Annotated in this window: 28 protein-coding genes; 17 read left to right on the top strand and 11 right to left on the bottom strand. The window is 42.8% G+C overall.

Annotated features, from left to right (window positions below):
• Positions 1 to 177 precede the first annotated feature (177 nt).
• From FS666_RS07460 to FS666_RS07450, 3 genes are read left to right on the top strand one after another with little or no spacing between them, the layout of a single operon-like run.
• On the top strand, positions 178 to 1,833 hold the full coding sequence (locus FS666_RS07460) for an amidohydrolase (RefSeq protein WP_144461215.1): 1,656 nt from the start codon (positions 178 to 180) through the stop codon (positions 1,831 to 1,833).
• Entirely contained in the window at positions 1,830 to 3,416 is a 1,587-nt protein-coding gene (locus FS666_RS07455; RefSeq protein WP_144461214.1) for a zinc-binding metallopeptidase family protein, read from the top strand. Before FS666_RS07460 ends, FS666_RS07455 begins: the two co-directional genes overlap by 4 nt.
• A gap of 14 nt (positions 3,417 to 3,430) precedes the next feature.
• Entirely contained in the window at positions 3,431 to 4,972 is a 1,542-nt protein-coding gene (locus FS666_RS07450; RefSeq protein ID WP_144461213.1) for a BCCT family transporter, read from the top strand.
• A gap of 422 nt (positions 4,973 to 5,394) precedes the next feature.
• Here FS666_RS07450 and FS666_RS07445 read toward each other — a convergent pair whose 3' ends face one another.
• Positions 5,395 to 6,252 (bottom strand): class I SAM-dependent methyltransferase, encoded by an 858-nt coding sequence (locus FS666_RS07445; protein WP_144461212.1) that lies wholly within the window; start codon positions 6,250 to 6,252, stop codon positions 5,395 to 5,397.
• 67 nt (positions 6,253 to 6,319) lie between these two features.
• Positions 6,320 to 6,646, bottom strand: a complete 327-nt coding sequence (locus FS666_RS07440; protein ID WP_144461211.1) for a hypothetical protein — start codon at positions 6,644 to 6,646, stop codon at positions 6,320 to 6,322.
• Positions 6,647 to 6,866: 220 nt separating this feature from the next.
• Between FS666_RS07440 and FS666_RS07435 the strand changes: the two genes are divergently transcribed.
• The 3 genes from FS666_RS07435 to FS666_RS07425 all read left to right on the top strand — a co-directional run bounded on the left by FS666_RS07435 (position 6,867) and on the right by FS666_RS07425 (position 7,969).
• The gene (locus tag FS666_RS07435; RefSeq protein ID WP_186310920.1) at positions 6,867 to 7,094 is read left to right on the top strand and encodes a transposase; all 228 of its coding nucleotides are present in this window, start codon (positions 6,867 to 6,869) and stop codon (positions 7,092 to 7,094) included.
• Positions 7,095 to 7,184: 90 nt separating this feature from the next.
• Positions 7,185 to 7,376 (top strand): hypothetical protein, encoded by a 192-nt coding sequence (locus tag FS666_RS07430; protein WP_244943869.1) that lies wholly within the window; start codon positions 7,185 to 7,187, stop codon positions 7,374 to 7,376.
• Positions 7,376 to 7,969 (top strand): ATPase, encoded by a 594-nt coding sequence (locus tag FS666_RS07425; protein ID WP_144461208.1) that lies wholly within the window; start codon positions 7,376 to 7,378, stop codon positions 7,967 to 7,969. Before FS666_RS07430 ends, FS666_RS07425 begins: the two co-directional genes overlap by 1 nt.
• Positions 7,970 to 8,182: 213 nt before the next feature.
• On the opposite strand, the gene FS666_RS07420 is transcribed toward FS666_RS07425, so the two are convergent.
• Both FS666_RS07420 and FS666_RS07415 read right to left on the bottom strand, forming a co-directional pair.
• Complete coding sequence (locus tag FS666_RS07420; protein WP_144461207.1) at positions 8,183 to 8,890, bottom strand: GDSL-type esterase/lipase family protein; 708 nt, start codon at positions 8,888 to 8,890, stop codon at positions 8,183 to 8,185.
• A 525-nt stretch (positions 8,891 to 9,415) separates the two neighbouring features.
• Positions 9,416 to 10,156, bottom strand: a complete 741-nt coding sequence (locus FS666_RS07415; protein WP_120071968.1) for a class I SAM-dependent methyltransferase — start codon at positions 10,154 to 10,156, stop codon at positions 9,416 to 9,418.
• A gap of 659 nt (positions 10,157 to 10,815) precedes the next feature.
• Here FS666_RS07415 and FS666_RS07410 point away from each other — a divergent pair.
• Entirely contained in the window at positions 10,816 to 11,250 is a 435-nt protein-coding gene (locus FS666_RS07410) for a DMT family transporter (protein ID WP_120071970.1), read from the top strand.
• 416 nt (positions 11,251 to 11,666) lie between these two features.
• Positions 11,667 to 12,623 (top strand): siderophore ABC transporter substrate-binding protein, encoded by a 957-nt coding sequence (locus tag FS666_RS07405; RefSeq protein WP_120071972.1) that lies wholly within the window; start codon positions 11,667 to 11,669, stop codon positions 12,621 to 12,623.
• A gap of 161 nt (positions 12,624 to 12,784) precedes the next feature.
• Here the strand turns inward: FS666_RS07405 and FS666_RS07400 are convergent, their stop codons facing one another.
• On the bottom strand, positions 12,785 to 14,503 hold the full coding sequence (locus FS666_RS07400; RefSeq protein ID WP_120071974.1) for an ABC transporter ATP-binding protein: 1,719 nt from the start codon (positions 14,501 to 14,503) through the stop codon (positions 12,785 to 12,787).
• A gap of 46 nt (positions 14,504 to 14,549) precedes the next feature.
• A complete protein-coding gene (locus FS666_RS07395; protein ID WP_120071976.1) occupies positions 14,550 to 15,086 on the bottom strand; it encodes a DUF6241 domain-containing protein in 537 nt (178 codons plus the stop codon).
• Positions 15,087 to 15,549: 463 nt separating this feature from the next.
• On the opposite strand from FS666_RS07395, the gene FS666_RS07390 reads away from it, so the two are divergent.
• The gene (locus tag FS666_RS07390; protein WP_144461206.1) at positions 15,550 to 16,941 is read left to right on the top strand and encodes a YjiH family protein; all 1,392 of its coding nucleotides are present in this window, start codon (positions 15,550 to 15,552) and stop codon (positions 16,939 to 16,941) included.
• Between the two features lie 290 nt (positions 16,942 to 17,231).
• Positions 17,232 to 18,260, top strand: coding sequence for a tetratricopeptide repeat protein (locus FS666_RS07385; RefSeq protein ID WP_144461205.1), 1,029 nt, complete (start codon positions 17,232 to 17,234; stop codon positions 18,258 to 18,260).
• Between the two features lie 29 nt (positions 18,261 to 18,289).
• On the opposite strand, the gene FS666_RS07380 is transcribed toward FS666_RS07385, so the two are convergent.
• Positions 18,290 to 18,541, bottom strand: a complete 252-nt coding sequence (locus FS666_RS07380) for a sporulation protein (protein WP_144461227.1) — start codon at positions 18,539 to 18,541, stop codon at positions 18,290 to 18,292.
• Between the two features lie 167 nt (positions 18,542 to 18,708).
• Here FS666_RS07380 and FS666_RS20240 point away from each other — a divergent pair, with 167 nt between their 5' ends.
• A complete protein-coding gene (locus FS666_RS20240) occupies positions 18,709 to 18,885 on the top strand; it encodes a hypothetical protein (protein WP_244943867.1) in 177 nt (58 codons plus the stop codon).
• Between the two features lie 655 nt (positions 18,886 to 19,540).
• Here FS666_RS20240 and sspL read toward each other — a convergent pair.
• On the bottom strand, positions 19,541 to 19,681 hold the full coding sequence (gene sspL, locus FS666_RS07370) for a small, acid-soluble spore protein L (RefSeq protein WP_120071999.1): 141 nt from the start codon (positions 19,679 to 19,681) through the stop codon (positions 19,541 to 19,543).
• A 113-nt stretch (positions 19,682 to 19,794) separates the two neighbouring features.
• Between sspL and FS666_RS07365 the strand changes: the two genes are divergently transcribed.
• On the top strand, positions 19,795 to 20,919 hold the full coding sequence (locus tag FS666_RS07365) for an NAD(P)/FAD-dependent oxidoreductase (RefSeq protein WP_120072001.1): 1,125 nt from the start codon (positions 19,795 to 19,797) through the stop codon (positions 20,917 to 20,919).
• A gap of 429 nt (positions 20,920 to 21,348) precedes the next feature.
• Here FS666_RS07365 and FS666_RS07360 read toward each other — a convergent pair whose 3' ends face one another.
• On the bottom strand, positions 21,349 to 21,933 hold the full coding sequence (locus FS666_RS07360; protein WP_144461204.1) for a competence protein ComK: 585 nt from the start codon (positions 21,931 to 21,933) through the stop codon (positions 21,349 to 21,351).
• Between the two features lie 456 nt (positions 21,934 to 22,389).
• Here FS666_RS07360 and FS666_RS07355 point away from each other — a divergent pair, with 456 nt between their 5' ends.
• The 4 genes from FS666_RS07355 (at position 22,390) to FS666_RS07340 (ending at position 25,590) form a co-directional block, all read left to right on the top strand.
• Complete coding sequence (locus tag FS666_RS07355) at positions 22,390 to 22,884, top strand: sigma-70 family RNA polymerase sigma factor (protein ID WP_144461203.1); 495 nt, start codon at positions 22,390 to 22,392, stop codon at positions 22,882 to 22,884.
• 88 nt (positions 22,885 to 22,972) lie between these two features.
• Positions 22,973 to 23,293: a thioredoxin family protein gene (locus tag FS666_RS07350; RefSeq protein ID WP_144461202.1), complete on the top strand. Its 321-nt coding sequence runs from the start codon at positions 22,973 to 22,975 to the stop codon at positions 23,291 to 23,293.
• A 357-nt stretch (positions 23,294 to 23,650) separates the two neighbouring features.
• On the top strand, positions 23,651 to 24,385 hold the full coding sequence (locus FS666_RS07345) for a spr1630 family ClpXP-sensitive toxin (protein ID WP_144461201.1): 735 nt from the start codon (positions 23,651 to 23,653) through the stop codon (positions 24,383 to 24,385).
• Between the two features lie 17 nt (positions 24,386 to 24,402).
• Positions 24,403 to 25,590, top strand: a complete 1,188-nt coding sequence (locus FS666_RS07340) for a spr1629 family repressor/antitoxin (RefSeq protein ID WP_144461200.1) — start codon at positions 24,403 to 24,405, stop codon at positions 25,588 to 25,590.
• 58 nt (positions 25,591 to 25,648) lie between these two features.
• Here the strand turns inward: FS666_RS07340 and FS666_RS07335 are convergent, their stop codons facing one another.
• On the bottom strand, positions 25,649 to 25,924 hold the full coding sequence (locus FS666_RS07335) for a YqhV family protein (RefSeq protein ID WP_120072017.1): 276 nt from the start codon (positions 25,922 to 25,924) through the stop codon (positions 25,649 to 25,651).
• A gap of 104 nt (positions 25,925 to 26,028) precedes the next feature.
• Positions 26,029 to 26,406, bottom strand: coding sequence for a DUF2512 family protein (locus FS666_RS07330; protein WP_120072019.1), 378 nt, complete (start codon positions 26,404 to 26,406; stop codon positions 26,029 to 26,031).
• Positions 26,407 to 26,530: 124 nt separating this feature from the next.
• On the opposite strand from FS666_RS07330, the gene FS666_RS07325 reads away from it, so the two are divergent.
• Positions 26,531 to 26,866, top strand: a complete 336-nt coding sequence (locus FS666_RS07325; protein ID WP_120072021.1) for a L,D-transpeptidase — start codon at positions 26,531 to 26,533, stop codon at positions 26,864 to 26,866.
• Positions 26,867 to 26,906 lie beyond the last annotated feature (40 nt).

The raw sequence follows: 26,906 nt of genomic DNA, 5'->3' as shown, positions 1-26,906 counted from the left end.
GTAGAAAAACCCTTATATGATAGGAGATTCCACTATTTTCTATACAATTATGAATAAAAAGTGAGGTGTGATGAAAGCAGTTTCCCGATGTTTCTGCGGTTTTTGAATTGGCACATTAATTGCAATATAAAAAGTGCAGTCAATTATTTCAATCCAAACAACTAGGGGGACTGACAAATGACCGAGGAATTTAAAATATTTTATGGCGGAACCATTTTAACAATGGATGAAAAAGAAAAAGTGGAAGCGGTAGCAGTTCGGGGAGATCAAATCATCTGTGCCGGATCATTGGAAGCGTGTGACAAAGCAGTTTCGGGACAACGGGTAGAAAAAATTGATTTAGATGGCCGCTGCCTAATGCCCGGTTTCATTGATCCGCATGCCCATCTTATGATGCTTGGCATGTGCCACACATGGATTGACCTCAGCTATCCTAAAGTGAAAAGTATTGATGATATTGTGGCTGAACTGTCCAAATTTAAAGATACATTGAAAGACGGAGGTATGATCCGGGGATTCGGATTTGATCAGCGGAATCTGGCCGAGAAGCGCTATCCCACTGCTGATGACCTGGACCGGGTCACAACAGAATTTCCTGTGCAAATCATGCATGTCAGCGGGCATTCGAATGTTGTAAATCATCACTTTCTCGAGCAATTGGGTATCGATGAGCATACAGAAGATCCGGAAGGAGGTACTATCGGAAGAGGTGAAAACGGAGTGCCGAATGGACAATTGTATGACAGTGCGAACGACTTTTTTGCCAAAAAGTCTGGTGTGGTGATCGGCAATAATGGCCCGAACATTCATATGCCGGATACTCCCGATAATCTGCTGACACTTGTAAAAGTAGGGCAGGAACAGTGTATTCAAGCTGGTGTGACGACGATTAACGATCCGCAGGTGACCAAACAGGAATTGGAGACATTTGAGGCATCTAAGAAAAACGGTCTGTTGAAAATGCGTATTGTGATGTCGTTTCTATCAACCTATTTGGATAAATTGATTGAACTTGGATTTCGTTCCGGCTTCGGTGACGATCAGCTTTCTATCGGTTCGATCAAGTTTTATGCAGACGGCTCATTGAATGCAGGGACAGCTTATCTGTCGTCAGGATACGCTGACAGCAGTCGAACACAGGGATATTTGTACCACAGTCCTGAAGAGTTCCAAGAGATGTTTGTCAAAGCGCATAACCAAGGCTTTCAAACGATTACTCACGCACAGGGCGACGGTGCGATCCAGTTGGTTATAGACAGTGCCAGGGAAGCACAGAAGCAGACTCCTGGGAAAGATATGCGTCACCGAATTGAACATTGCGGCCTGCCAGCCAGGAATCAGATTGATGATATAGCAGAGCTTGACCTCTGGCCTGTTCCACAGCCGCAGCACACTTACCAATTCGTAGAAGGCGTGATCCGTGCAGTAGGCGATTACGGAAAAAATTATGGGCCTTATGGCTGGTTCAAGGAGAAAAATATTCCGATTGTCCTCTCATCAGATGCACCGGTAGCACCGCCACATCCGATTCTTGCGGTCTATGCAGCAGTGACACGCGAAACGCTTCAAGGAAATGTTGTTGGCGAGGAGCATCGTATTTCCCTCACTGAAGCGCTGAAGGGCTATACGATTGAAGCGGCGAAAGCGATTCATAAAGAAGACAGCATTGGTTCTATTGAAGAAGGAAAATTGGCGGATTTCGTTGTTTTGGAGAAAAGCCCATATGAAGTTGAAGTCAGTGAGTTGAAGAATATTAGTGTGAGTGAGACATGGATCTCAGGAGAGAAAGTATATGTGAATGAGGATGTGCAAGAGGGAGTGGTAAGCAAATGATATCAAAGAACAAGCGACAAGTAATAGATTGGGTGGAAAACAATAAGCAAACACTTTCCGACTGGAATCAAACGATTTGGCATTATGGGGAAACAGCCTGGAGAGAGTATAAATCTTCCGCATGGTATGTAAAGCAATTAAGGGAACATGGATTTGAAGTGGAAGAAGGCAGTGGCGGAATGCCCACTGCTTTCTGCGCCACTTGGAAAAATGGTGATGGACCGGTTATTGGCGGTTATGCAGAGTATGATGCGGTTCCTGGTAACTGCCAGGCTGCTGACACTGTAGAACGGCCGCGTGATGGGCTGAGCAAATATGCCGGAGGGCATACCGACCCACACTCTGCTTTAGGAATCGGTTCTTTTGGAGGTTTTTTAGCTGCGAAAGCAGTCATGGAAAAATATGATATTAAAGGGACATTGAAGTTTTTTGGAGAACCGGCAGAAAAATTGAGAGGATCGAAGCCGATTCACGCAGCAAAAGGCTATTATGACGATCTTGATGCAGCGATCAGCTTTCATCCATTCTATATGCTGCCGCTATGTAATACGACACGCTGGGATACTCATTGTGCCGTTGCCTTCTCAGCGATCTATACGTTTACATGCGATGAACCGGAAAACTGGCTGTCATCTGGTTCGGACTCGCCAATCCCGGCATCCCATGCCGAAGCTCGCGCTCCCGGTGCAACCGATGCGGTTGTCAATATGTACACCCTTTCCAAAATGTATAGGGAACATATGCTTTCCAACGGAATGGGATGGTCCATGAATGAAACGATTTTAAATACCGGCCAGGCAACTGCAGATAATATTCCAGGTCAAATGGCGCAAATTTATTATTTCATCCGTGTTCCGAACACAGAGATGGCGGAAAAAGTAATGGAAGTTCTGGACCGCAATGCTGAAAGCGCTGCAAAGGCTGCACACTGCAACTGGAAGCGGAACTGGATTGCAAAATCAAGGACTGGATTGCCGAATCACACGATGGCTGAAGCCACTTTTAACAATCTGAAAATTGCGGGAGCTCCTGTGTTTGATGAGAAGGCCATCAAGGCCGCCCAGCAAATTCAGGAAAATCTAGGTTTTGAAGCCATGGACAAGCCGTTTTTGGATGAAATCGAGCAGTTGATTGAACCAGAGGAGGCAGAAAAAAAGCTTAGGGAGACCCTGCCCGCTTGGCAGCAGCATTTTACATCTGATGATTATACTGAATACTGCTGGCATGCTCCTACGGTAAGATTGTATATTGGAAGACCAGCATTAAAATCGCCTAAATCGGGCTATGCTTATCCAACTTGGGTGATGAACGCCCTGGGAGGCATTCGGGAATGTATTGATCCAATGATTGTAAGTGCATCCAAAACGGTGGGGATGACCATTGTTGATTTGCTGACCCAGCCTGAATTATTGGAGAAGGCGCAGGATGAGTTTAAGGAAAGAACTGGCGGAGGAATTAATGGAAGCAAGTGGGAGGCACCGCTTTGTGATTATGAACCGCCAATTCATTACCGCTGGCCGGAATATGTGACGACTGAGCGCGGGGAAGAATGGGTTATCCCTGCAATGAGAGAAGATGGATAGAAAGGGAGGGTTTTATGGGTAAAAATATTGTTGTTATCGGGGCATTGATCTTAACCTCTATATTCGTAATCTTTGGAATCATAGCTCCAGAGGCATTGGGGGAAGCGTCCAACTACATTTTGAATACTTTTATCAGCGAAAACTTTGGCTGGTATTATATGCTTGTTGCTTTTGCATTTGTAGTCATTTGTCTATGGGTCGCTCTGTCAAAATACGGAAATATCCGGTTGGGGAAAGATACAGATAGGCCGGAATTCAACCGTTTTACATGGATCGCCATGCTGTACAGTACGGGCTTGGCCATCAGCTTATTCTTTTGGGGTGTAGCAGAGCCTGTGCTCATGTATATAGAGCCGCCATTTGGTACAGGAGAAACAAAGGAATCCGCGGAAACCGCCATGCAGTATACCTTTTTCCACTGGGGGCTGCATAGTTGGGGTACCTATACCATCATCGGCCTGATCATGGCGTATTTTCAATACAGGAAAAATACTTTGCCATTGATTAACGAGACCTTGCAGCCGTTACTGGGCAAAAAGGCATTCGGGCCAATCGGGAAAATGATAAATATACTTGCTATCTTTGCGGTAATCAGCGGTATCTCTACCTCATTGGGGCTTGGAGTCAAACAAATGGGGGCAGGATTTGATTATGCTTATGGAATAGAAAATAACATTACGACTCAAATCATACTCATTTTATTTCTCACAATACTTTTCGTTATTTCTGCCAGCACCGGTATTAAACGCGGGATCAAGTGGTTATCCAATATTAATATCGTGATAGCGCTGATGATTATGATCTTTATTTTTATCACTGGACCAACACGAAACATCCTTGGCATTCTTGTCAACGGAACAGGTGATTATCTGCAGAATTTTATTGACATGAGCCTTCATTTGGAGCCATTCCTAAATGATTATACATGGCAGGCGGGCTGGGACTTTTTCTATTGGGGCTGGGCGATCAGTTTTGGTGTTTTCGTTGGGCTCTTCTTTGCGAGAATTTCCAGAGGGCGGACGATCAGGGAATTTATTTTCGGAGCCATGCTTGTTCCAACTCTGGCCACCATGATTTGGTATTCAACCATTGGTGGAAGCGCCCTTTATAATATTGTAAACCTGGGTAATAATGAACTGGCAAACAGAATACTGGAAAATATGGATACAGCGCTGTTTTACTTCTTGGAGATGTTCCCATTCAGCCCGCTTCTTATTTTCATGACGCTTATTTCCCTCATACTCTTCTTCGTTACATCTGCAGACTCTACTGTGTATGTGCTTGGAATGTATAGTGAGGAAACAATCAATCCTACAAACAAAAGCAAAATTTTGTGGGGGTCGGTTATCGCCGGAGTAGCTATCGCACTCCTCTTGAGCGGCGGATTAACACCGTTGCAAACTGTATCTGCTGTGGCTGGGCTGCCATTTTCAGTCGTTGTATTGTTGATGTGCGTTTCCTTTGTTAAGTCATTAAGAAATGAAAAATTTGGGAGCAACAATGAAGTAGGATATGATAACAAATCTTGCGACGTAGAAGAAAGGGAAGTGGGGTAAAAAATATTTTTTGTTGAAGTAAAGGTTGGAGAGGATAATTTTGAAAAGGTCAAAGGAATTAATAAAGGGCAGGAGTTCCAGCCGATCCAATGGAATTTGAGCTTTAGGGAAGTATCCGAAAGAAAAAAATGCAGCGTTATGATGGATTCATTTCATAACGCTGCAATTCTTGTCTAGTGTTTTTGCTTTGTAACCACACATTCACCGTGATTACTATGCTCTATCTGATCATCTTGAGATAATTGAAGCTATTGTCATCTGCAGGAGGTAGGGCTTTCCAATCCCCATTGGTCTTATAATAAATGAATCAGTTCTTTTATATTTTTTTCACTGTCTAGTCCTTCCTATCGGTCGGCAATCCACATCGCAGCTTCATCTGCCTAAGCCGCTGCTGTCGGATGGCGGATAAAATAATCTCGGCTTTAGGTTGTCGCTACCAGGAATTCCTCTCCGCTTGGCAGCCGCAGACCATCGGTTCGACCGGTAAAGTAACGCTTGTTAAGATCGGCTGAGGATATATGCCGGGCTTCTTGGAAGCCGGCCTCGCGAGCCAGTGCCAGCATCTCCGAAGGTGTGAAGAAGCTGATGAAGGGCGTGCCGCTTGCTCGCGCTCCCGTCGAAGCCTGCTCAACCCTGGGACGCAGCCCGGATTCGGTGAGTTCAAGCGGCAGCAGGAACGTCATGGCCAATGTGGAGCCGGGGGCTAGTGTCGCCGTCTGGCGCAGCGTAGCCGTAACCGCATCCTTGGTGAGGTATTGGGTGACGCCGGTGGAGGCCACTACAGCCGGCTGGCTTGTGTCGAAGCCGGCCGCCTTTAGTTGCTCCCACCAGGACCAGCCTGCCTCGAAGTCGACCGGCACGAGCCGCAGCCACTCGGGGATGCCAAAGCCAAGCTCGCTCAGGCGTTTCCGCTTCCAAGCCTGCGTGGCGGGCTGGTCTACCTCAAAGACCCGCATCCGGGAGGCGATCTCCGGCCGACGCTGAGCAAAGGTGTCCAGGCCGGCTCCGAGGATAACATACTGGGTGACGCCTTGGCCGAGCTGTTCAGTGACCAGATCCTCAATGAAGCGGGCACGGGCCACGATGGATGCCCGGAAGCCGCTGGTGCCCTCCGGGTCCATGTCGGGGCGCTGGCGCCATCCGTCTTCCGGTGCCGCAAGTTGAAGGCCGACCTCGTCCTCAAGTACATGCGGCGGCGAATCGATCTGTACATGCAAAGCTCGCCATAACGCCACCCGTATTGCCGTGTTGTCTGGTTCCTTATTTTGCTTATCATGCATGATGTTCTCTCTCCCCTCGATTAATTCCATTTGAAATTTCGGTACGAAAAATGGCTTGATTGTAGCATTACGATGTTGTCTTTAGATTCTCCCCACAAGGTGGTTTAATACTAATTGCATGCTTTATTAATGGCTTGCCGGAGTTCAAAATCAAATTTTGTAAGCTGGTGTAAGCCCGCTTTGTATACAGGTTACCCCCAAGGACAGCTTTCAATCGGACGGCTGTTTGCGGTTGTTCTTTCTTCATAGATTGACGCATGAAATATTCAGCTACCTTCGGAACATTGCCAACTTGAATGGTGAAATAAACCCGGCAAAAATTATCGGAAAGTGGCTCAATACGATAGTTTTCGCGAAAAAACTGTTTTTCAACGAGAGTTGTTTCCATCGTCAACAAATGATCCTGAATAAACTCGGTCACGATTATTGTTTTTTCGTTTTTGAAGCCTGAGTATTTCCCGCTTTCAAAATATTTGGCCCTTAACTCCAGATTAAGCCCCACGCTATGCGTGGGAGAACAGAAACGGAAGTGTCTTTACGTATGATAAAAAAGTCCTCCTCTGCCATAATGACAAAGGTTTCGCAAGCCAATGTCAGGCAGGAGGACATCCATGATGGATAAATCAAATTTATCATATACAAAGTGGATTTACATGTACCGTGTTGTGTTTATTCCTAAATATAGACGGAGGACCATGTATGGTCAACTCGGAAAAGCTGTTCGAGAAATAATCAGAAAGCTTTGTGAGTATAAAGGAATTGAAATTGCAGAAGGAAGTGTATCTGTTGACCATGTGCCTTTGTGTTTAACTTTTTCACTGCCTCCTTGCGACGTCTTATAGCCGACTGTGCGTTTGTCAACCTACCTCTAGTGGGATTGGTATGAAGGTGACCATCTGCTATAATCTTGAATAAAGGTGGTGTTTAGCTTGCTGCAAGAACAAAACAAGGAACCCAAAAGAAAATATGCATGGGTCGGCAAATGGGCAAAAATGACCGGTGAACGGGCAAGAATCGATGCCAAGGCGAACGGTACGTATATCGTGTACGAAAAAAACGGGAAGCTGGTGAAGGAATTCCCGAATGGTGACATTGTTTCCATTGATCAAGATGGTGAAGTCTGATGCATCCACATCATCCCATCATGTTTGTCTTTGCCGGAAACAATGGCAGCGGAAAAAGCACCCTGCGGAATTTGATCATCGATCGGATCGGCATTGAGATCAACATAGATCCGGATGCCATTGCCCGCAGGTTGGATGCTAAGAACCCCGAGAGCAAACGGGTTTCTGCCGGAAAAGAAGTGCTTAGGTCAGTCAGGAGATATATCAAAGAAGGTAAAGACTTCTCAATCGAGACGACACTTGCCGGGAAAAATGCCATCCGCCAAATGCAACAAGCAAAAGAAGCGGGCTATGAGATCACGATGTTCTATGTAGGTTTGAGCAATGTAACCCAAAACGTTCAAAGGGTAGCCTTAAGAGTAAAAAATGGGGGACACCACATACCTACCGAAGATATTCTTAGAAGGCATACGACTTCATTCAAGCATCTATATGAATATGCACACCTGCCGGATAATCTGATTCTAATTGACAACAGCAAGGAAAACGGGGAAATTATCTTGGAGATGAATGACAAAACAATCACATATCAAGCGGAACCCCTTCCTTCATGGGCCGCCCCCCTTTTGGAAAGGCTCCACAAAAAGTATTAAAAAATCACATCTCCATGAAAAATAAGCCGTAGTCAGTCTGATCTGTCAACGGCTTTTTCTTTCTAAAATTACAGCTTCACTTTTCTAAAGTAGGCACTTATACCTTCCATTTAATTGTCAAATACTTACCAGCCAAACTCTCTACAAACATGATGTCAAACTCCCGCGGGAGAGGGGGCTCTTCAAAGAGAATCTCAGCCATGCTGGACCCCGCTACTCAATGTATTCTTTTATAGATTCTCTCCAAAGAATATAACCTTTTCCTGTCAAATGGATTCCGTCCAGAGTATACTTTTCAGGAAGCTGATCGTTCTCTGCAAAAATGGAGTAGAGATCAATATAGTGAACCCCCGTATTTTCCGCCAAATAACGCAGCCCTTCATTCATTTTCTTGATTTTATAGTTGGTTAATATCTTTCCATACTTCTTATTATTGACAGGGAGTAAACTTTGGATAAAAATTTCTGTTTTTGGCGACCCCGATTGAATTCGATCTATAATTAGAGAATAATTTTCGAGGGTTGCAGAAACACTGTGGCTCCTTAAATCGTTCACACCAATAAGAAGGAAAATTTGTTTTGGTTGGGCAGCAATCACGCTGTCCAGGCGATCAAGGACTCCTTCTGTAGTATCACCGCCAATGCCCCGGTTGATCACGTTTTTCCCGGGAAAAAGCTCTGCCCATTCTGTTCTAAAGGTAAGGCTGTCTCCAAGAAATACAATGAAATTCGGCGGAATGGAGAGTTCGTCAAATAAACTTGTCCTCTCATAATAGTGAAACCCCGCTCTATTGACTGCATTCGTTTTCTTTACACCTGCATCAACCTTATCAAGCTTGACGAAAGTAAACCCGGTTACGATAATGAACAGTAAGTTGAACCCGATAGAAATAAAAAGAATGCGCCTTAGTTTTCTGTTCATGATGCACCTCAAGATTTGTTGGTAGTATAAGATTACCACAAGTAGGGGGGAGGCTCACATGAATTTTTTTGCAATATGGGTGTCGTTTGAACATCTTATGACTAAGGTCACGAGGTTCCTAGGAATAGAGCATACTTAATGAACAGCAGTGTATTTTATATTCCCTAACTCTACCAGTCGCTCCTACGGTGAAAAATAAAGTTTATGAGTACATCGTCCGACTTGCTGCTTGGTTTTCGTTATTGATTAGACGGAGTGATTACGATGCAAGGTTATCTATCTTTACCTGAAAAGTATATAAGCAGAAAGATATCTCCAATAACCGGTAAGAGCATGGAAAGAATGTATATCACAATTAGTGATTATCTTTGAAGCCAGAATTAACGATGAACTGATTATACCGCCACGGCTGCTGTTAAAAATTCCAATTACACAAATCCACCCTTTTTGATCAACAAACGTGCTATAGCGGAAGACTGATCCAGTATTTTCTTTGGGCGGTTGCAGTTATTGCAGAATATCCTATCAGCTATTTTTCTTTTCTGTTGAGATCATTAAAAACATAGGTCTTCGGTTCTCATCTTTCATTTCAGGAATACTTTTTAGCATTTCATCAGAAGGAACTGATTCCTTAACTGTACTAATAATAAAACCAGTATTAATTAAGTCATTTATATATGTGGAAATCGTACGATGATATTTTGTAACATTCTCATTTAAGAATGTCGTTTCACGCACTCCTTCTATTTGATAGTTGTCAACTGGCCAATGCAAACGGTTCCCTTGTTCATCATAATACCAATCTTGTTCGTTTCGAGAAGTGAAAATTGGATGTTCAACCGAAAAAACAAAGCTTCCCCCAGGCTTTAGACAATCATAAACTTTTTTGCAGATTGATTTAAATGACTTGATATAGTGAAAAGCCAACGAACTGATTACCACATCAAATTGCGAGTTAGGAAAACTGATGTCTTCAATCGGCGCTTTTATATACGAAATTAAAGGATCATTTGTCATTTCACGAGCTTTTTTAAGCATATTTTTGGATATATCTACACCTATGACAGAACTTGCTTGCTGATCACGAGCATATCGGCAATGCCAACCGAAACCGCAACCCAAATCCAGTACATTTTTATCTTTTAGATTGGGAAGCAGTTCCTTTAATATATGCCATTCTCCTGCAGCTTCAAGTCCTTTAACTGATCGCGGCATTTGTTTATACGCAGAAAAGAAATTTGGGTCATCATATTTATTTTGTTTCATCGTTTATACATCTCCTATTATTAATACAGCCTTCCTAATATTTACAAATCGCCCATCAACTCCATATTGTAAAGGGCTTCCCGCGTTTTAACAAAAAAATAAGGCCATTATAATTGGAAAATGTTCCATAATCAAGGGGATTCAAAGGGGTAAACGAAATTTAGTGATGTGGCAGATTATCAATAATATAAATGTTAAAGGGCCCTTTGTTCAGCAAATAAGAAGGAACCCGCTTTATAAATTTTACTAAGGATTTGGATCATTACTCCAGTTGATTTTAGGAGAATAATATTCTAAATTTAAGAAAAGAACGGAATAATGCTCGCTGCATTCTAAACAAATCGCCAACTTTATTGGACAAAATACCCCAATTGTATCTGATCCTGCAAAGGTGAACGTGAATGGCAGGGCCATTAGTTTTGCCATTCTGAGGGTGCTGCGGGTATTATTTTTTGACGGTAAAATTTTTGTATGAAATGCAGAGGCCCAACTTGGAAAAAGATCGTTACGATGGTGTATTGGCGTTGGACAAGGAATTTCAGCTCTCTTTGAAAGAGTAAAATAACTGGTTCATTACAGTTGCGCCTTCGTGTCCGCTCTTTATCGGACGGGCAAGGGGCTGCCCTTCTTAGAAGAGCTTCTGATTTGGAGGCAAAAAGATGAAATGGTTTTATTTATTGCTGCCTTTAGCCGGCGGCCTTGCGGTTGGAATGCAGGCGGCTATTAATGGCGGTCTTGGAAAAAAAGTTGGATCAATAGAAGCCACTTTTATTTCTTTTTGTATCGGTACAGCTGCCTTGTTTTTTATGGTTCTATTTTTGGGGAAAGGCAATATTCTTGCAGTATCCGAGGTCCCAAAATATCAATTAACAGGCGGCATTTTAGGTGCGTTTTATTTGGCCGCTATCGTGTTCGCTGTTCCAAGAATTGGTGTTTCGATGTCTTTCCTTGCAGTGATCACAGGCCAACTCTTGATCAGCGCACTGATTGATCATTTTGGATTGTTTGGCGCACCAAAAATTCCAATGGATTTGAAAAAGGTGATAGCTCTTTGTTTGATGTTGAGTGCGATTTATTTATTTCATCATAAATAAAGCATTCTGTTTAAAAAAAGCGCAAGGCGCGCAGCTTTAGGCGACAAGCACAAGACGAATTTTGATGAGGGAGCTTTTCAGCCGCCAGGTGCTACTAGATTGCTGAAGTTGTACTGCCATAATCGGCGGCGGGTTTACGCTGTACCCGTTCCAGGTGATCATGCTCCGAATCGCTGTTGCAAATATAAGTGAGAAAAATTCTCAATTAGTTATTGACTCTGGCGAAAGCGGTGTTATAATAAATACGAGCTCAACTGATAATGATTATCATTTTCGTTATGGCAGGGGCAGGTGAATCCGGAAAATGTTATCAAGTAGTTGATGAAGCTTCTATGTATCGTCAGTGCGAAGTTTTGTGCAATCTTTATTCAGATTTCATTTTACATATTTCAATGGGTTAAAGGAGAAGTGAACAAATGAAAAAGTGGTCTTTATTCATGATGCTTTTCGTTATGGCAGTTGTTGTTGCAGCTTGCGGATCAAAAGAAGAAAGCCAATCCGGGGCACAAGAGAAGAATGATACGAAGAAGCAGGCGGAAGAGATAACAATTAACCATGAATACGGGAAAGCAACAGTCAAGAAAAACCCTCAAAAAATTGTTGTTTTCGATTTTGGTGTGCTGGATACACTGGATGAGTTGGGAATCAAGGTAACCGGCGTACCACAAGTGAACATTCCTGCTTATCTGGAAAAATATGCAGGCGATGAATATACGAATGTGGGAAGCTTGAAAGAGCCGGATTTTGAGGCTATACATGAACTACAGCCGGATGTGATCTTCATTTCCGGGCGGCAGGCTGAATTATACGACCAATTTGCAGAAATTGCCCCTACCGTATTCATGGGAGTCGATACAAACCGTTATCTCGAATCCTTTGAAGAAAACATGAATACGATTGGTAAAATTTTCGGCAAAGAAGACCAAGTCAAAGCTGAGCTGGAAGAGGTCGACAATCAAATTACGGGTGTAAAAGAAAAAGCAGAATCCATGGATAAAAAAGCGCTGGTCGTTTTGGCCAATGAAGGGAAAGTGAGTGCTTTCGGACCCAAATCAAGATTTGGATGGATCCATGATGTCCTTGGCTTTAAAGCAGCTGATGAAAATATCGAAATATCCACGCATGGACAGGGAATTTCTTTCGAATATATTTTAGAAACCAACCCTGACATTCTGTTCGTCATTGACCGGAATGCAGCGATTGAAGAAGACGCTGAACCGGCAAAAGAAACGATTGAAAATGACCTGGTGAAAAAGACAACGGCGTATAAAGATGGAAAAATCATCTACTTGGATGCCGACTACTGGTATCTTTCCGGCGGAGGCCTGCAATCCATAAAAGAAATGATCAAAGGCGTAGAAAAAGCGTACTGATTCATATAAGCCTTGAACGGCATGACAAGGCGGAATAATGTTTTGCCAATTTTAAAATTCAATTACCCCCTTTTTATATAAAATCCGGCAGAGAGAACGAGTCGTTCATCTCTGCCGGATTTTGTTTTATCAAATGCTTGTATTCGATTTCGGACAATAGATTATACTCGCTCATATTGAATATGATGGAGCTTGGCAAATGTACCATCAAGCTCCAACAATTCCTCATAGCTGCCCTGCTCGGCAATGCCGTTTTCGGTGACAACGACAATTCTGTCCGCATTGCGAATGGTGGCCAAACGGTGTGCGATAATTAATGTTGTTCGGTTTTTGGCCAGCTCATTCAGCGCGTTTTGGATAATTTTCTCCGATTCTGTATCAAGGGCAGAGGTGGCCTCGTCCAAAATCAAGATGGGCGGATTTTTTAAAAATGTCCGAGCGATGGCGATTCGCTGCTTCTGCCCTCCAGACAGCTTCAATCCCCTTTCGCCAACTTCAGTTTCATACCCTTGTGGCAAGGTATGAATAAATGATTCCAAATGGGCCCGTCTCGCCGCTTCACGTATTTCCTCTTCGGTTGCGTTTAAGTTTCCATAGGCAATATTGTCCCGGATGGTTCCCGTAAATAGAAATACATCCTGTTGGACAATGCCGATTTGTGATCGAAGAGAACGCTTTGTTACATCGCGTATATCCAAATGGTCGATTGTTATTTTCCCGTGATTCACATCATAAAAACGGGGGATCAGTGAACAAATCGTCGATTTTCCTGCGCCTGATGGTCCGACGAAGGCAACGGTCTCCCCCGCTTTAATGGACAAATCAATGCCTTGCAGAACTGGCTGCTCCGGATCATATTGAAAGTGGACATCATCAAACTGGATATTTCCTTGAAAAGCAGGCGCGTCGATAGCATTATCCTTGTCCTGAACATCCGGCTGCTGGGCGATCAAGTCGAGAAATCGTTTGAAACCTGCCATTCCACGGGGATACAACTCCATTAATGCGCTGATTTTGTCAACAGGTTTCATCAGTACATTGACATACAAAACAAAACTGACTAATTCACCATATGATAATTCTTGTTGGAAGGTCAGCCAGGCGCCAAACACTAAAACGACGAGTGTTACAAATCGCGTCATCATATAAATGCTGGAAGTGGTGTAGGCCATCACTTTATAGGCGTCCAATTTTGCCTTACGGAAGTTTCTGTTGTCCTTGTCAAAGCGCTTTTGCTCAAAATTTTCATTTGTGAATGATTGGACGACCCTGGCGCCGGCAACACTGTCCTCTACCCGCGCATTGATATCGGCGATCTTCGTATACATCTGTCCCCATGCTTTATTCATGCGGACATTGCAAAAGGTGATGATCCAAACAAGGAACGGCACGATAAAAATCGTGACCAGGGCAAGCTTCACGTTGATTGAAAACATGATCAAAAAAGTACCCACAAAAGTCATAATGGCAATGAAAAAATCTTCCGGGCCATGGTGGGCAAGCTCTCCGATTTCAAAGAGGTCGTTGCTGATCCGACTCATAATATTCCCGGTCTTTGTATTATCAAAAAATCGAAAGGACTGCTTTTGAACATGGTAAAAAAGCTCTTGCCGCATATCGGTTTCAATATTGATGCCCAATTTATGGCCCAGATACCCTACGATATATTGCAAAAAGGTACTTAACAGGTAAACGATCAACAGTAAGACGCTTACTGTCACAATCATCGTCCAGTTGCCGCTTGGAAGGAGTTTGTCAATAAACCCTTGCACCGCAATGGGGAAGGCCAATTCGAGAATTGCAACGATTACCGCACTGACAAAATCCACGATAAATAATCTTCGGTGCGGTCTATAGTAAGAAAAAAATTGGCGTACCATGCCTGCAGTCAGCTCCTCTCTATATATAAAGAAGACTTATTTTATTTTAGCTATCCTGCATTTCTTTAAAGTTATTTTTGATAAATTCCGCTTCTTCATTTTTAGACATAATCCCATATGCTTTGCCGACCGTACCGCCTTGGTAGGTCCAAAAATAGTTGTGGTCTTCGTCAGCTTTGGAAAAGTCCCCGTTTTTCCATCTTTCCAAGATTTCAAGAAGGCTTTCTTTTCTTTCAAAGCTGCTTTTGGAAACGATTTCGTAAACGTCGTTGATAGTTTCAGGGATCATTGGAATCGCACCCCACTTCTGCTCCGCCCTCACTTTCTGATGCGTCATTTTGTGCATCACATCAATGACTTCTTCTTGAGTGGAGTTTTCATCAAGATCAACCTTGTAGCTTATTCCTTCAATTTGCTGCGTTTGTTCAATGAATTCCTCTTCCGTGATACCTGCTGCGTCAGCTTTTTCCTTAACCTCAAGATTTTCTTTCTCATGCTTATTCACTAAATACTGGTATCCTCCATATCCGGATAAAAGCAATACACCTACGGAAACAGTAGTAATGGCCAATACCCGTTTCAAAATGAATACCCCCGTTTCATAGTGGCTTTTTCATCCGAAATGATGAATCTATATAAACATTAACATTTGAAAGAAATTTTTGATAGCTATATGTAGGGTAGGGTGTGCGGGTATGAAAACTAATCCGGAGATGTATAGCAACTTTTATTTTCTATCATACCATCTACGAATTGCTGGATATGCGGGAAAGATGGGCCCTAAGCTAAAGGGAGAAAGATGGATTTTTTGTCCAGCTCCAGCGCCTAGCCCGGCAAGGGTCAAGCCGCTTCCCTGTGGTGGCTGAAGAGCAGCCCCCCTCGGGAATCGTCTTGTTTGCCCGCGCTAATCAAGGCACTTGTGCTTTTCTTATACCAAAATAGCAATTCACCCTGGACAAACCATAACGAATGATGCATAATAATTCATTAGTGTGGATTTTTAAAAGTTATCCTGGCATAGGTTTTTATACGAAAGGTGATTATATATGAGTCTTCCAGCTAATGAGATTGCTTCCAAGAATAAGACCATTTCATTGAAGTCCTATTCTGTTGTCCATTATTTGAAATTTATTATTCCGTCTCTCATTGGAATTTATTTGTTTATGGTTCCGATGAAAACGGAAGAAGGGGTTACAATTCCGGTTGCGTTTTTGGCAAATGCGATTAATGGCCTTTTGGTTGATTATGTCCCGCCTGTTGCGGCGTGGTTAATGATCCTGTCGGTTTCGGTATCTATTATTGCCAAAATGTTCAAGCCGGATTTTATCATGAAAAATTCTTTTCTTCACACGGTTTTTCATGTGTCCAATACTTGGGTCATTATTCGCCTTTTAGGTGCAATTTTTGCTTTTATGGCTGTTTATCAAATCGGGCCGGAGTGGATTCGCTCCGAAAGCACAGGCGGTATGCTGGTTTATGATTTGATCCCTATTTTAATCACGACTTTTTTATTGGCCGGCTTCTTCCTGCCTTTGCTGCTCGACTTCGGTTTGCTTGAATTATTTGGTGCCTTGTTGGCTAAAGTCATGCGTCCTGTATTTAAAATTCCAGGGCGTTCTTCTCTGGATTGTCTTGCTTCATGGGTCGGCGATGGGACAATCGGTGTACTTTTGACTTCCAAGCAGTATGAAGGCGGATTTTACACAAAGCGTGAAGCTGCTGTTATTGCAACGACATTTTCCGTCGTATCGATCACTTTTACTATAGTGGTAAACCAATATTTGCATCTTGAAGATTATTTCCTTGAATATTATGCGACCATTGTCGTCGCTGGATTGGCGGCCGCCATTATTATGCCAAGAATACCTCCGTTGTCCAGAAAGCCGGATACGGGGTATGAACATACAGAGTTGAAAGTGGAAGAAGGAATTCCGGCGAATGTTACACCGCTTAAATGGGGAATCAGCGAAGCGGTTTTACAGGCGAATAAAAATAATAACGTTTCGTCCATTGTAAAAGAGGGATTCAGGAACGTGATCGAAATGTGGCTCGGTGTCATCCCGGTGGTGATGGCGATCGGAACGGTCGGCGTGGTCATCGCAGAATATACTCCGGTGTTCAAATATTTGGGAATGCCTTTTATTCCAATTCTTTCAGCCTTGCAAGTGCCGGAAGCTGCAGCGGCATCACAGACAATGATCATCGGATTTGCAGATATGTTCCTGCCGGCGATCATCGGAAGCGGCATCGAAAGCGAGATGACCCGATTTGTCATCGGCTGTGTATCCGTTACGCAGCTTGTGTATTTATCGGAGATGGGCGGCCTGCTGCTCGGTTCCAAACTGCCGGTCAATCTGAAGGATCTGATCTTGATCTTCTTGTTGAGAACGGCGATTACATTGCCGATTGTTGTGTTGATCGCACATTGGATTTTTTAAAATGAAGGACGACCGGTGAATGCCGGTCGTTTTTTGATTTGTACGGAGCCGGCTGATGCACTTATTTGCGTTCGGAAAAGCAACCTTATGATTGGAAAATGGTAGGTTATGATCGAAGAGTGGTGAGTTATGATCCAGAAGTGACAGGTTATGATCCGGATCCCGTAGAGCAGGAGCAGGGATTTTATCCAAGACAGGATGGGTATGACCCGCCAATTTGAATATATTATCCAAGCGCTATCATTATGTTTGTTATAATATTTTTATATTTAATAGAAAGGGAGACATAGATGGCCAACGCACAAATTAACCCACTGTTTATTAAAATGCTAACTGGCGAAGATGCGGGTGAATTCCCTACGATAAGTTCGTTGCCGGGGGATTATGTAAATACTATTTTTAAAAATAAAAAACAGCTTGCTCCAATCCATGATGAAAATCAACATATGCTGACATGTAAGAGTTGCGGGAGAAAGGGAAGGTATGATGTTGGAACGTTGACTGTCAATATGGAAGGCTTTAAGGGAAAGCCGGATTCGCAGAAGGATATTCAGATGACAGGATATTTTCGCTGCAAGCACTGTAATGACGCAGGAAATTGGGAACTTCCCAATACGCTTTTGTTAAGCGTCACTGCTCAAGCCCTTCTATTATTGGGGGGATCGGAGCCCCATCGTAATATAACCTTTGGGAAAAACCAGCTTTTTGACGGGACTTCTCACCAGTATCCAACAGATGCGGAGGAACATCTTTTACAAATCCTCAATGAAAATCCAGATGATGCTTACATATGGAATCGCCTGGGAAACTTGTATCAAAAAGGGAATCGCCCTGAACTGGCAGTATGTGCTTTCGAACATTCCATCAGGCTTGATCCAAAACAAGTTGAATCCCATTACACATTAGGGGATATGCTTGCACAAATCGAGGAGCTTCCAAATGCAGGCTACCATTTCCGCCAGATGTTGCTGCATGCAAGGGATTACAAAAAGCTGCCCGCCGAAAAATTAAGAGAAATGATTGCCATTGGGTTGAGAGCATTATTTTTGATATATGACCATACCGAAGGGAAAGTTTCCTTTTTGCCGACACTGGAAGAAATTGAAGCGTCAGGTCAGCAGGAGACGCAGTCTAGAAATATTGTTGATATGGAAATGGACATTTTTCCAGATGATATTGAGACTTTCTATCCACTCGCCGAAATGTTTATGGGACCCCGGTCTAAAGAAATTCCTTTAAGGGAAAGAACGTTTAATGTTCCGAAGGTAACCAATGCTTCGGTAAAAAGGAAAAAGAAAAAGCGGAAGAGGAGAAAGTGAGAGCAAGCCCCTTGAGACTTGCTCTTTTTTCATGGAAATAACTGCTCTTGCACTTCGTTCAATTCTTTGAGCCGCTTTTCATCCTGTGCCTGCTTCGCGTACCGGATTTCTGTTTCAAGGATTGAATCCAGGTATTGAATTTCTTCGCTTTCCAAAGTCTCTACAAATTCCTCTTCATTTTCATAATGATGATTGGATAGCAGTTTGAATAAATTTCGAGATCTGCCGTCATCTTCATAATTGGACAATGCTTCGCGCAGATAGCCTAATGTGTGGTCGATGAAGTTCACCTTCTTTCTGCAGCTCTGGGTATTATTGTTTTAATATAGTGGGAATTTATTCTGATGAGGAGGTGTTTCCCATAAAAACGGACTTATATCAATTCAGACGCTTTTTGCCTTTTATCCGGCGTTTGCCTGATTCTGATTTGCTGGAAAAGAAGGATTTGATGAATGAACATTTTTTCATGGAAAAAGACGGTAAGCTTGAAATGTATTACGCTCCTCACAATGAATTCATTAATTGCCATGCGGAAATAGTCATCGTAGGGATTACACCGGCTGGACACAGATGGAAACCGCTTTTCGGCAGGCAAAATTGTCTCTGCAAAAGGGAGATGCCTTAGAACAGGTGCTTTTGGAATCAAAGCGGGCGGCCAGTTTTACGGGTACCATGAGAAAAAACCTAAAAGAAATACTGGATGAATGAGGAGTAAACACTGCTTTTAGTCTAAGCTCCAGCAGACTGTTATTTGGAGAATGCCGGAGACTGCTTCATACGACATCCATCATTAAATTCCCTGTGTTTATAGAAGGGAAAAATTATACAGGACATGCTCCGAAAATCCATCAATCCGCTTTGCTGACTCACTACGCGTATAACATTTTCCAAAGGAACTACACGAAATTGAAACTGATTTCTTATTGGTCCCGCTGGGGAAGGTTGTGTCGGAAGTAATGATGGACCTAGTATATAAAGGGATGATACCCAAGAAGCGCTGTCTCTTCGGATTTCTGCACCCATCAGGGGCTAACGGCCACAGGAAAAAACAATTTCATAAGGCCAAAGTGGAGCTAAAGGGAATTGTTGAGAGGTTTGTGGATGAGCGGGAGTTGTTTTGATTAATGATCTATCGAATAATATGGTTACAAAAAGGCGAGGTTCAGCTTTTGCTAAACATCGCCTCCGTCTATTATTTAAGGTATTATAGCCGGCAAAAACAAGTGCAGGTGCTGAACACCTGCATTGTTTGCGTAGTAGCACCTAGAGGGGGTGGTTGTTTAAATCTTCGTATTCGACTTTTTCGCCCGCTCCTCAAGCTTCGTCTTTGGCGCCTGGTTGGCGATGTCTTCTGTCAATCCTTGAGGGTTTACGCTTGTTACAACTCGCTTTTTACTCCGTACGTTATCATCTCGCTTCATGACTACACCTCCAGTTCATATTGTTCAGCCAATCTGTAATTTTATTCTTTTGCGGCCAGAGTTTTTGATAAACTGTACTTAAGTGATTTTTTTACATAAAAGGGGTGTGGCATATGAAAGTGATTGTAGTTGGATCAGGAATTGCGGGAGCCAGTGCGGCATACCATTTGGCCAAAAAAGGTGTTGAGGTGGCGGTAGTTGATCAAGGCCATGAAGGCCAGGCCACAAAAGCGGGAGCCGGGATTGTCTGTCCCTGGCTGGAAGAGCGGCCCGAAAAATATGCTCTTTACAACGCTGGAGCTTGCTATTATCCGGAGTTAGTATCGATGTTGGAAGAAGACGGCGAAAGAAATGTAAGCTATGCCCGGGTGGGGGCTTTGGCGGTTAGTGATAATCAAGAGGAGTTAAAGAGAATTGAGTATGAAGTTGGAAAGCGGAAAATGAATTGTCCTGAAGTCGGCGAGGTGCGGAGACTTTCTTCCGAGGAGGCGCAAGCTCTTTTTCCGCCGCTAAGAAGTGGCCTGGAAGCTGTTTTTATTGGCGGGGCAGCCCGTGTGGATGGGATTTTACTGAGGGACGCTCTGAAAAGGGGAGCCGAAAAGCATGGAGCTCAGTTTTTATCCGGCGAGGCCAGACTTTCGGTAAAAGATGGAAGAATGTCCGGAGTCCAGGTTGGTGATCAATTTTTTTCGGGTGATGCAGTGATTGTTGCTGCGGGAGCATGGATGACCAAAGTGTTGGAACCTTTGGGATTGGACATATCCGTGGAACCGCAGCGGGGCCAGATAGTACATTTGCAGGTGCCGGATCAGGATACTTCCGAATGGCCGGTCATCATCCCGCAAAGCAGCCATTATTTGGTTTCGTTCGATGAATCCCGGGTAGTTGCCGGTGCAACAAGGGAAACGGGATCCGGGTTTGATTACCGCATGACAGCCGGAGGGGTAAAAGAAGTGCTTGACGAAGCGTTGTCTGTAGCCCCAGGACTTTCAGACGGAACTGTTGATGAAATCCGTGTGGGTTTCAGGCCATTTGGAAAAGACGGCTTGCCGCTGCTTGGGGAAGTCCCGTCCGTAAAAGGGCTGGTCATTGTGAACGGATTGGGTTCTTCAGGCTTGACGATGGGACCGTATGCCGGGATGGTTGCAGCAAAGTTGGCACTGGGTGAGGAAGTGGGAATGGATATTTCAGCGTACGATCCGATGAGGGATATTGCGGGATGCCCGGAAAGACAATAGAAAGGGCAGGGATCGGCTTGCCTGCTTGGTATCCCCTGCAATGATTGTTATAATCATTGATAAATTGTTAAAGTGGGTGAGAGCATGAAAGAGGTGGATCTTTCAGACCTGACTGGATAAGTAAAGAAAAAGCAATGTGGAGTGTGCGATCCTAAGAAATAAGCCTCTTGGGAGGAAAATAAGAACAAGGCCTCGCGATCCCGATGAAATAAATATTTTAGATCAACTGTGTCTGAAACGTTGGGAAAAGGCTGAGCAAGAGGGGAAGATCCGATATTTTAGTGATCGTGTGTGGTATTATGAGATCGATTGAGCGTGCCAAAACACGTATCAGTTCCCTAATTGGAAAGAGTAAATTTGAAAAAATGGTCGGTGTAATATGGGCGACAGATGCCCAGGATTAAAATAGCAGCCCGCCGGCTGCTATTTTTAATGAATGTCATCGATGTTGTATTCCTTGCTGGTGTCGATGAATTGGTAGGGAGTTGTGGGGTCATTCAGGATCGGAAGATTCCCTTGATATATGTATGGCCATTGAAAGCTTTCTTTTATAGTTCTTTTTTCGAAGGTTGTTTTCAATTCCAGGGCCCAATGCTTTCTGCTGTTGAATTGTTTCAAGCTGATTGGAACGGTTACATGGTAGCCCGACGGAAAAATGACCTTTGTTTCTTTAGGCGCGACCGCCAAACGGTCCTGAATATGATCCAATGCAAACCAAACACAATCATGTGCATAGGGAGATTTACTTGGAAACCAGTAGATCCCCAAGCTCCCGCTTATTTTTACCGGCGGCATGTGGATGCTTCCCAATACTGACTTTGCAGCTTTTTTGGCACCTTCCCAATCGTGTCCGTAATATTGCATGCTGTCCCGGATGATTTGGAGCGGACGTAATTTTACCAGGAAAACTGAATGGCCTTCTATTACTTTTGTGAATATGTAACCATTTTCGACAAGCATTGGTATGAGCGCGTACGTATATCGTTTAATGATGTAAAACTCCCTTAATTCCATTCCGCGATTCCTCTTTTCATAAATTTTTAGTTTATCGTGAAGAGTTTCTTGGATGGTCAAAACGAAATCTTACAACGTAACGGACAACCCTCTTTTTACCTAATCATCCGCATCACCCAATTCAATCATGGTCAATTGTCTCCATTATCCTAATAGAAATAGTAAATGTCAACGATAAAAATGCAAATTTATTGAAAATTATATCATTTTATTGGAAATTTTGAGGGTATTAAGGCATAGGTCTTTTTTTCGGCATCATGGTCAACTTTTTAAAAAAATTGCTGAAAATTTGAATTTTCCCTTAGGGAAAATTCAAAAATCAAGGCCTTTTTATTAGTTTGTCCTGTTAAAAATTGAATTTTTGCCAAAACAGCGATTAGCTTGAAACGGCGTTTCCGTTTAAGGTGAAGGTACCCGGGAATAAACGGATGGCGCGCTTCCAGGAAGGACCCCTGAATGGAAGGTTTCACTGAGCTGGCTGAGCAGTACAGACCGATGATTTATCATATTATGCATTCGCTGAACATCTACAAAAACGAAGACGAATTTTATCAAATTGCCCTCATTGCGTTATGGGAAGCACATGCGAGGTTTGATCCGGAAAAAGGGAAATTCAGCACGTTTGCCTATTCCTATATGAAGGGCCGGATGATGACGGAGTTGACGAGGCAGTCAAAGGCAGAGGAGGGGAATGCCTACCCTGATGACGCCTTTTGGGAGACAAAAAAGGATGAGCGGGAGCAGCCTCCGCTGCAGCTTGCCACTTTGCTCTCGTATTGTGACGGGCTTACGAAAAAGCAGAAACAGTGGGTCGTCTATACGTTTTACTTCGGCATGTCTGTGAAGGAAATCGCCGAAGAGGAGAAAGTCTCATTGTCCGCCGTGAAAAAGTGGCGGGCGGGGGCGATGGAGAAAATCAAGGTGAACATTGAAGCGGGGGTGTGTTGGTGAAGAACAGTCCAAATTTTAATCAGTTGAAAAATTGAGGTTGTTTAGATTAAATTTAATGAACATAAATAATGTAAAGGATTTGAGCGCAGTGAAAAAGGTTCACTCTTTGGAAGCAATCCATGAGATGATTAATGAGAATCAGCTGACACTTCTTTATATTTCAAGACCGGACTGTTCAGTTTGCCATGGGCTTCTCCCGCAGGTGGAGGAGTTGCTGGAAGAGTTTCCGAGCATCGTTTCGATGCAGGCAGATGCGGATGAAATTCCAGAGATTGCGGGAAAATATTCAATTTTTACCGTGCCTGCTCTCCTCTTGTTTGTTAATGGAAAAGAGTCGATCAGGAAAGCGAGATTTGTTCCGATTGGCGAGTTGCGAAGGCAATTGGAGAAGATTGTTGAGCATATGTGACTCATTTGTAAAAAAAGTCTGTTTCTTTCGGGACAGACTTTTTTACAGAGTAGGAAAGCATAAGATTTTTTAGCTTTAAAATTTTGAACAAAGCCATTTGTTGTCTAGCTCCAGCGCCTATCGACTAGCAGACTTCGCACCTCCTCCTACGATAAGTCAACATCGGCTCGTTCCTCGCCGTGTTTCCTTTATCTCGTCGGAGGCACTCCAGTCTGTACGTCGATGGGCAAGGCGCTTGCACTTTTCTAATGGGTGTTACTTTAAAAAAACATCAGTATTTGTGAGTTTTCTTTAAGAATACTTCTGATTGGTGTATACTGGAGTTAAAGAAGGAAATAATAGAAATGAGGTAATTAAGTGACCGATTATAAGTTTGACGATGAGCTGAATATCAGCTTAGTACGTGGAATTGAGAGAGGTTACAGTGATTATGCCGAAGTTAGAATGAAGAAAAGGGATGAACTGCTTGTAAGTGCAGCTTATGCATGGGTGAAAGGCAATCATATTGAAGATCAAGTTGCAAGGGAAGTGCAGAATAAAGGTCTAGGATTTCAGAAAGAAAAAGCTGGTTATACGTGGGAGTATTTAAGCTTTAATGACCCAAAGAAAAAAAGCCTTCTTTTGATTAAAAATGCCGATATTATTAAGGGTAAAAAAAGTAATCCAGTATTGAATGCCAAGGCCTCCGACAATTATCTTGTAGAACTATCCAAAATAAATGGAGATATCGATTTTGGAAAAATAACAGGTAATGAACAAGGGAGTCTCAAGCTTTTTGATTTTCCGGAATACCGTTCAATTGACAATATTAATATTAAGGATTATAACCTATTTTATATTCTTACATATTCAATAGATCCGGAAACAAAAATTTTGTCAGCTATTGATCTTTGGATGCCAGAATATAAAAGCGGCAGTCAAGTAGAAATGGCTAAAGTTGATTCTCTCACGAAATACTTGGGGAATACAGGTGCAGATATCAATCTAGGCGCCATTGAAGAACTTGTCAATGTTCCAGAAGAAGAATTTTCCGGAACACAAGAGGAGTTTGGATATAAAGTTGTTGATAAAGAAGCGGAAGAAGAAGCATAGAAAAGAGGTGGTGCTGAATGTTTGTCGGAGAAAAATTGACCGACATTCGTTTACTCCACGGTTATTCAAGAAATGAGTTAGGAAATCTGCTGGGGGTTAGCGAACAATCAGTGTGGCAGTATGAAAATAACTATATTAGCCCGAAACTTGAAGTGGTTAATAAGTTGAAGGCTATTTTTAATGTTAAAACAAAATACTTTTACACAAAAGAATCTTTCAAAACTAAGTTTGACGCGGGTGCGCTGGCTTTTAGATCAAAAGGAATAAATAGTATCGCCAAAACAAAATATGAGGCCGCCCATTTAGAATTCATTGAAGGCTTATTGAACATATTTGAGGGGTATATTACGTATCCTCCGAATAATTTGATTTCATTGCGCGATTATTCCATTAAATATTTAAACGAGAATACTGGAAAAATGGACAGAAAAGCAATGATCAAGCATCTTGCAGAACATGCACGGGAATTTCTGGAAGTAGGAGAGAACAATCAAAAGCTTCTATTTGCATTGGAGAAGAATGGAGCGTTTGTATTTGAAAAATCCTTGGGCGCAGATGTAGATGCATATAGTGCTTGGAGTAAAAGCGATAAGCCGATGATTTTACTGGGGAAATTTAATAAATCTGCGGTCCGGAGAAATTTGGATCTGGCTCACGAACTTGGGCATCTTCTTCTTCATTATAAAATGGATTTAAGCGATCTATCCAAATCGGAATATAAGGAAAAAGAAGAAGATGCTTATGATTTTGCTTCCTATTTTTTAATGCCGGAAGAAGAATTTAAAAAAGATATGATGTCCATAAAAAAATTGTCCAATCCCAATTCGTATATTGATTTAAAGGAAAAGTGGTCGGTTTCCATTGCTGCGATGGCGTATTATGCTCGGAGGCTCGGCTATCTTACCTATCAGCAGCATCGATATTTTTATGCTTCCATGAATAGACAAAATTATAATAAGGCTGAGCCGTTGGATGATAAAATTAAAATCATAAGACCGGGAAAAGTAAAAAGCTCGCTAGAATTTCTGATGGAAAATAATATTCTTACTTTACGAAAGTTAATGGAGCTTACTCACTATAATGAAACACTGATAGCCAAGATATTAGGTTTAGATGAAAGTTTCATCCGCTCTTATATTGAGCAGCCCGCTTATTTTGACGTGTCGTACATTAGCGAAAAAAGAGAAGGATATTCACCCAGTTAAAATGTTGAGAAGTCCGGAGATTATATCCCGGGCTTTTATACTGTTCTTACCGTCTCTATCAATTCCCTTTCACCCCATACAAAATACACCCGACGCCCACGAATATCCAAATGAATTTTGCAAAAGACACTTTGTCAGCAATGCCATAAATGCCGATCGCTGTTGTAAGAATCAGGATCAGCGGGCCGATGAGGGCAAGGGAGCTGTTGATGATAATTGCTTTTTCCACGGCATTGAACCGAATCATAAGGAAGGCGGCGAGTATTTCGATTCCTCCGGACAGCAATCTTAATAATGCCATCCCCACTACAGCTTTTTCCAAAAAAGTGAACATCCGATTTCCTCCCGAGCTTGTACTAACTCCCATTATATGAATCGGATGTTAAAAAAATTAAACTTTAATGGGCAGCGGATCATATAAAATCCACTGCCCATTCATTAAGATTGTCTTACGTGCCTGGGTCCGCTGAATTGAGTCCGCTCCATCCATAAATGGAAGAAATATTCTGCGATGGTCAGGATAATGGCCGTTAACAGGGATTCTCCAAATGCTTCATCATACCCAAACAGATTGAGTCCGCCCCATATGACCAATAAGGAAATGACGAAATCACTGATGGTTGCAGAGGTATTTCCCGTTTTTGGCAAAATCATCAGATCTCCCAGAAAATATGAAATCAACATAAGGACGATACCCAGCAATGTGGAATGTACGAAAGAAACATCATTGAAAACGGAAAGGATCACCCATACAAAAGGCAGGGTTAAAATCGCTTTTCTCAGCAGGGCCTGGCCATGATTTATGTTGTTGTCCATTTAAAAACGCCTCCTTCTGTATTATGGTGATGATTTATCCTTTTTTTATACACCCCTTTTTAATATTAAAAAGCCTTCCCGCAATGATTCACATACTATGGTGAAAAAGGGACGGAGGGATCCTATGCCGTATTGGATAGATGTATCGACGAAAACCCATAAGCTGAGGCTTTTTAAAGGGAGTAAATTGGTAAAAACTTATCCTGTTGCCATTGGAAAAATACTGACCCCGACACCGGCCGGAACGTATACGATTGTAAATAAACAGCCGCATCCGGGCGGGCCGTTCGGAGCGATGTGGATGGGGCTTTCGAAGCCTCACTATGGAATCCATGGTACGAATAACCCTTCATCTATCGGGAAAAATGTATCACACGGCTGTATCAGAATGTATAACCGCGATGTCTTGGAGCTGGCTTCCAAGGTGCCGGTCGGAACGAAGGTTGTGATTCATAAATGAAGGGGAATTGTAAACAATCTTGCTTTTCCTGGGCCATAAG

Source organism: Siminovitchia fortis (assembly GCF_007681465.1).
Lineage (GTDB): Bacteria > Bacillota > Bacilli > Bacillales > Bacillaceae_C > Siminovitchia > Siminovitchia fortis.
This window is presented reverse-complemented; position numbering and strand designations above follow the sequence as displayed.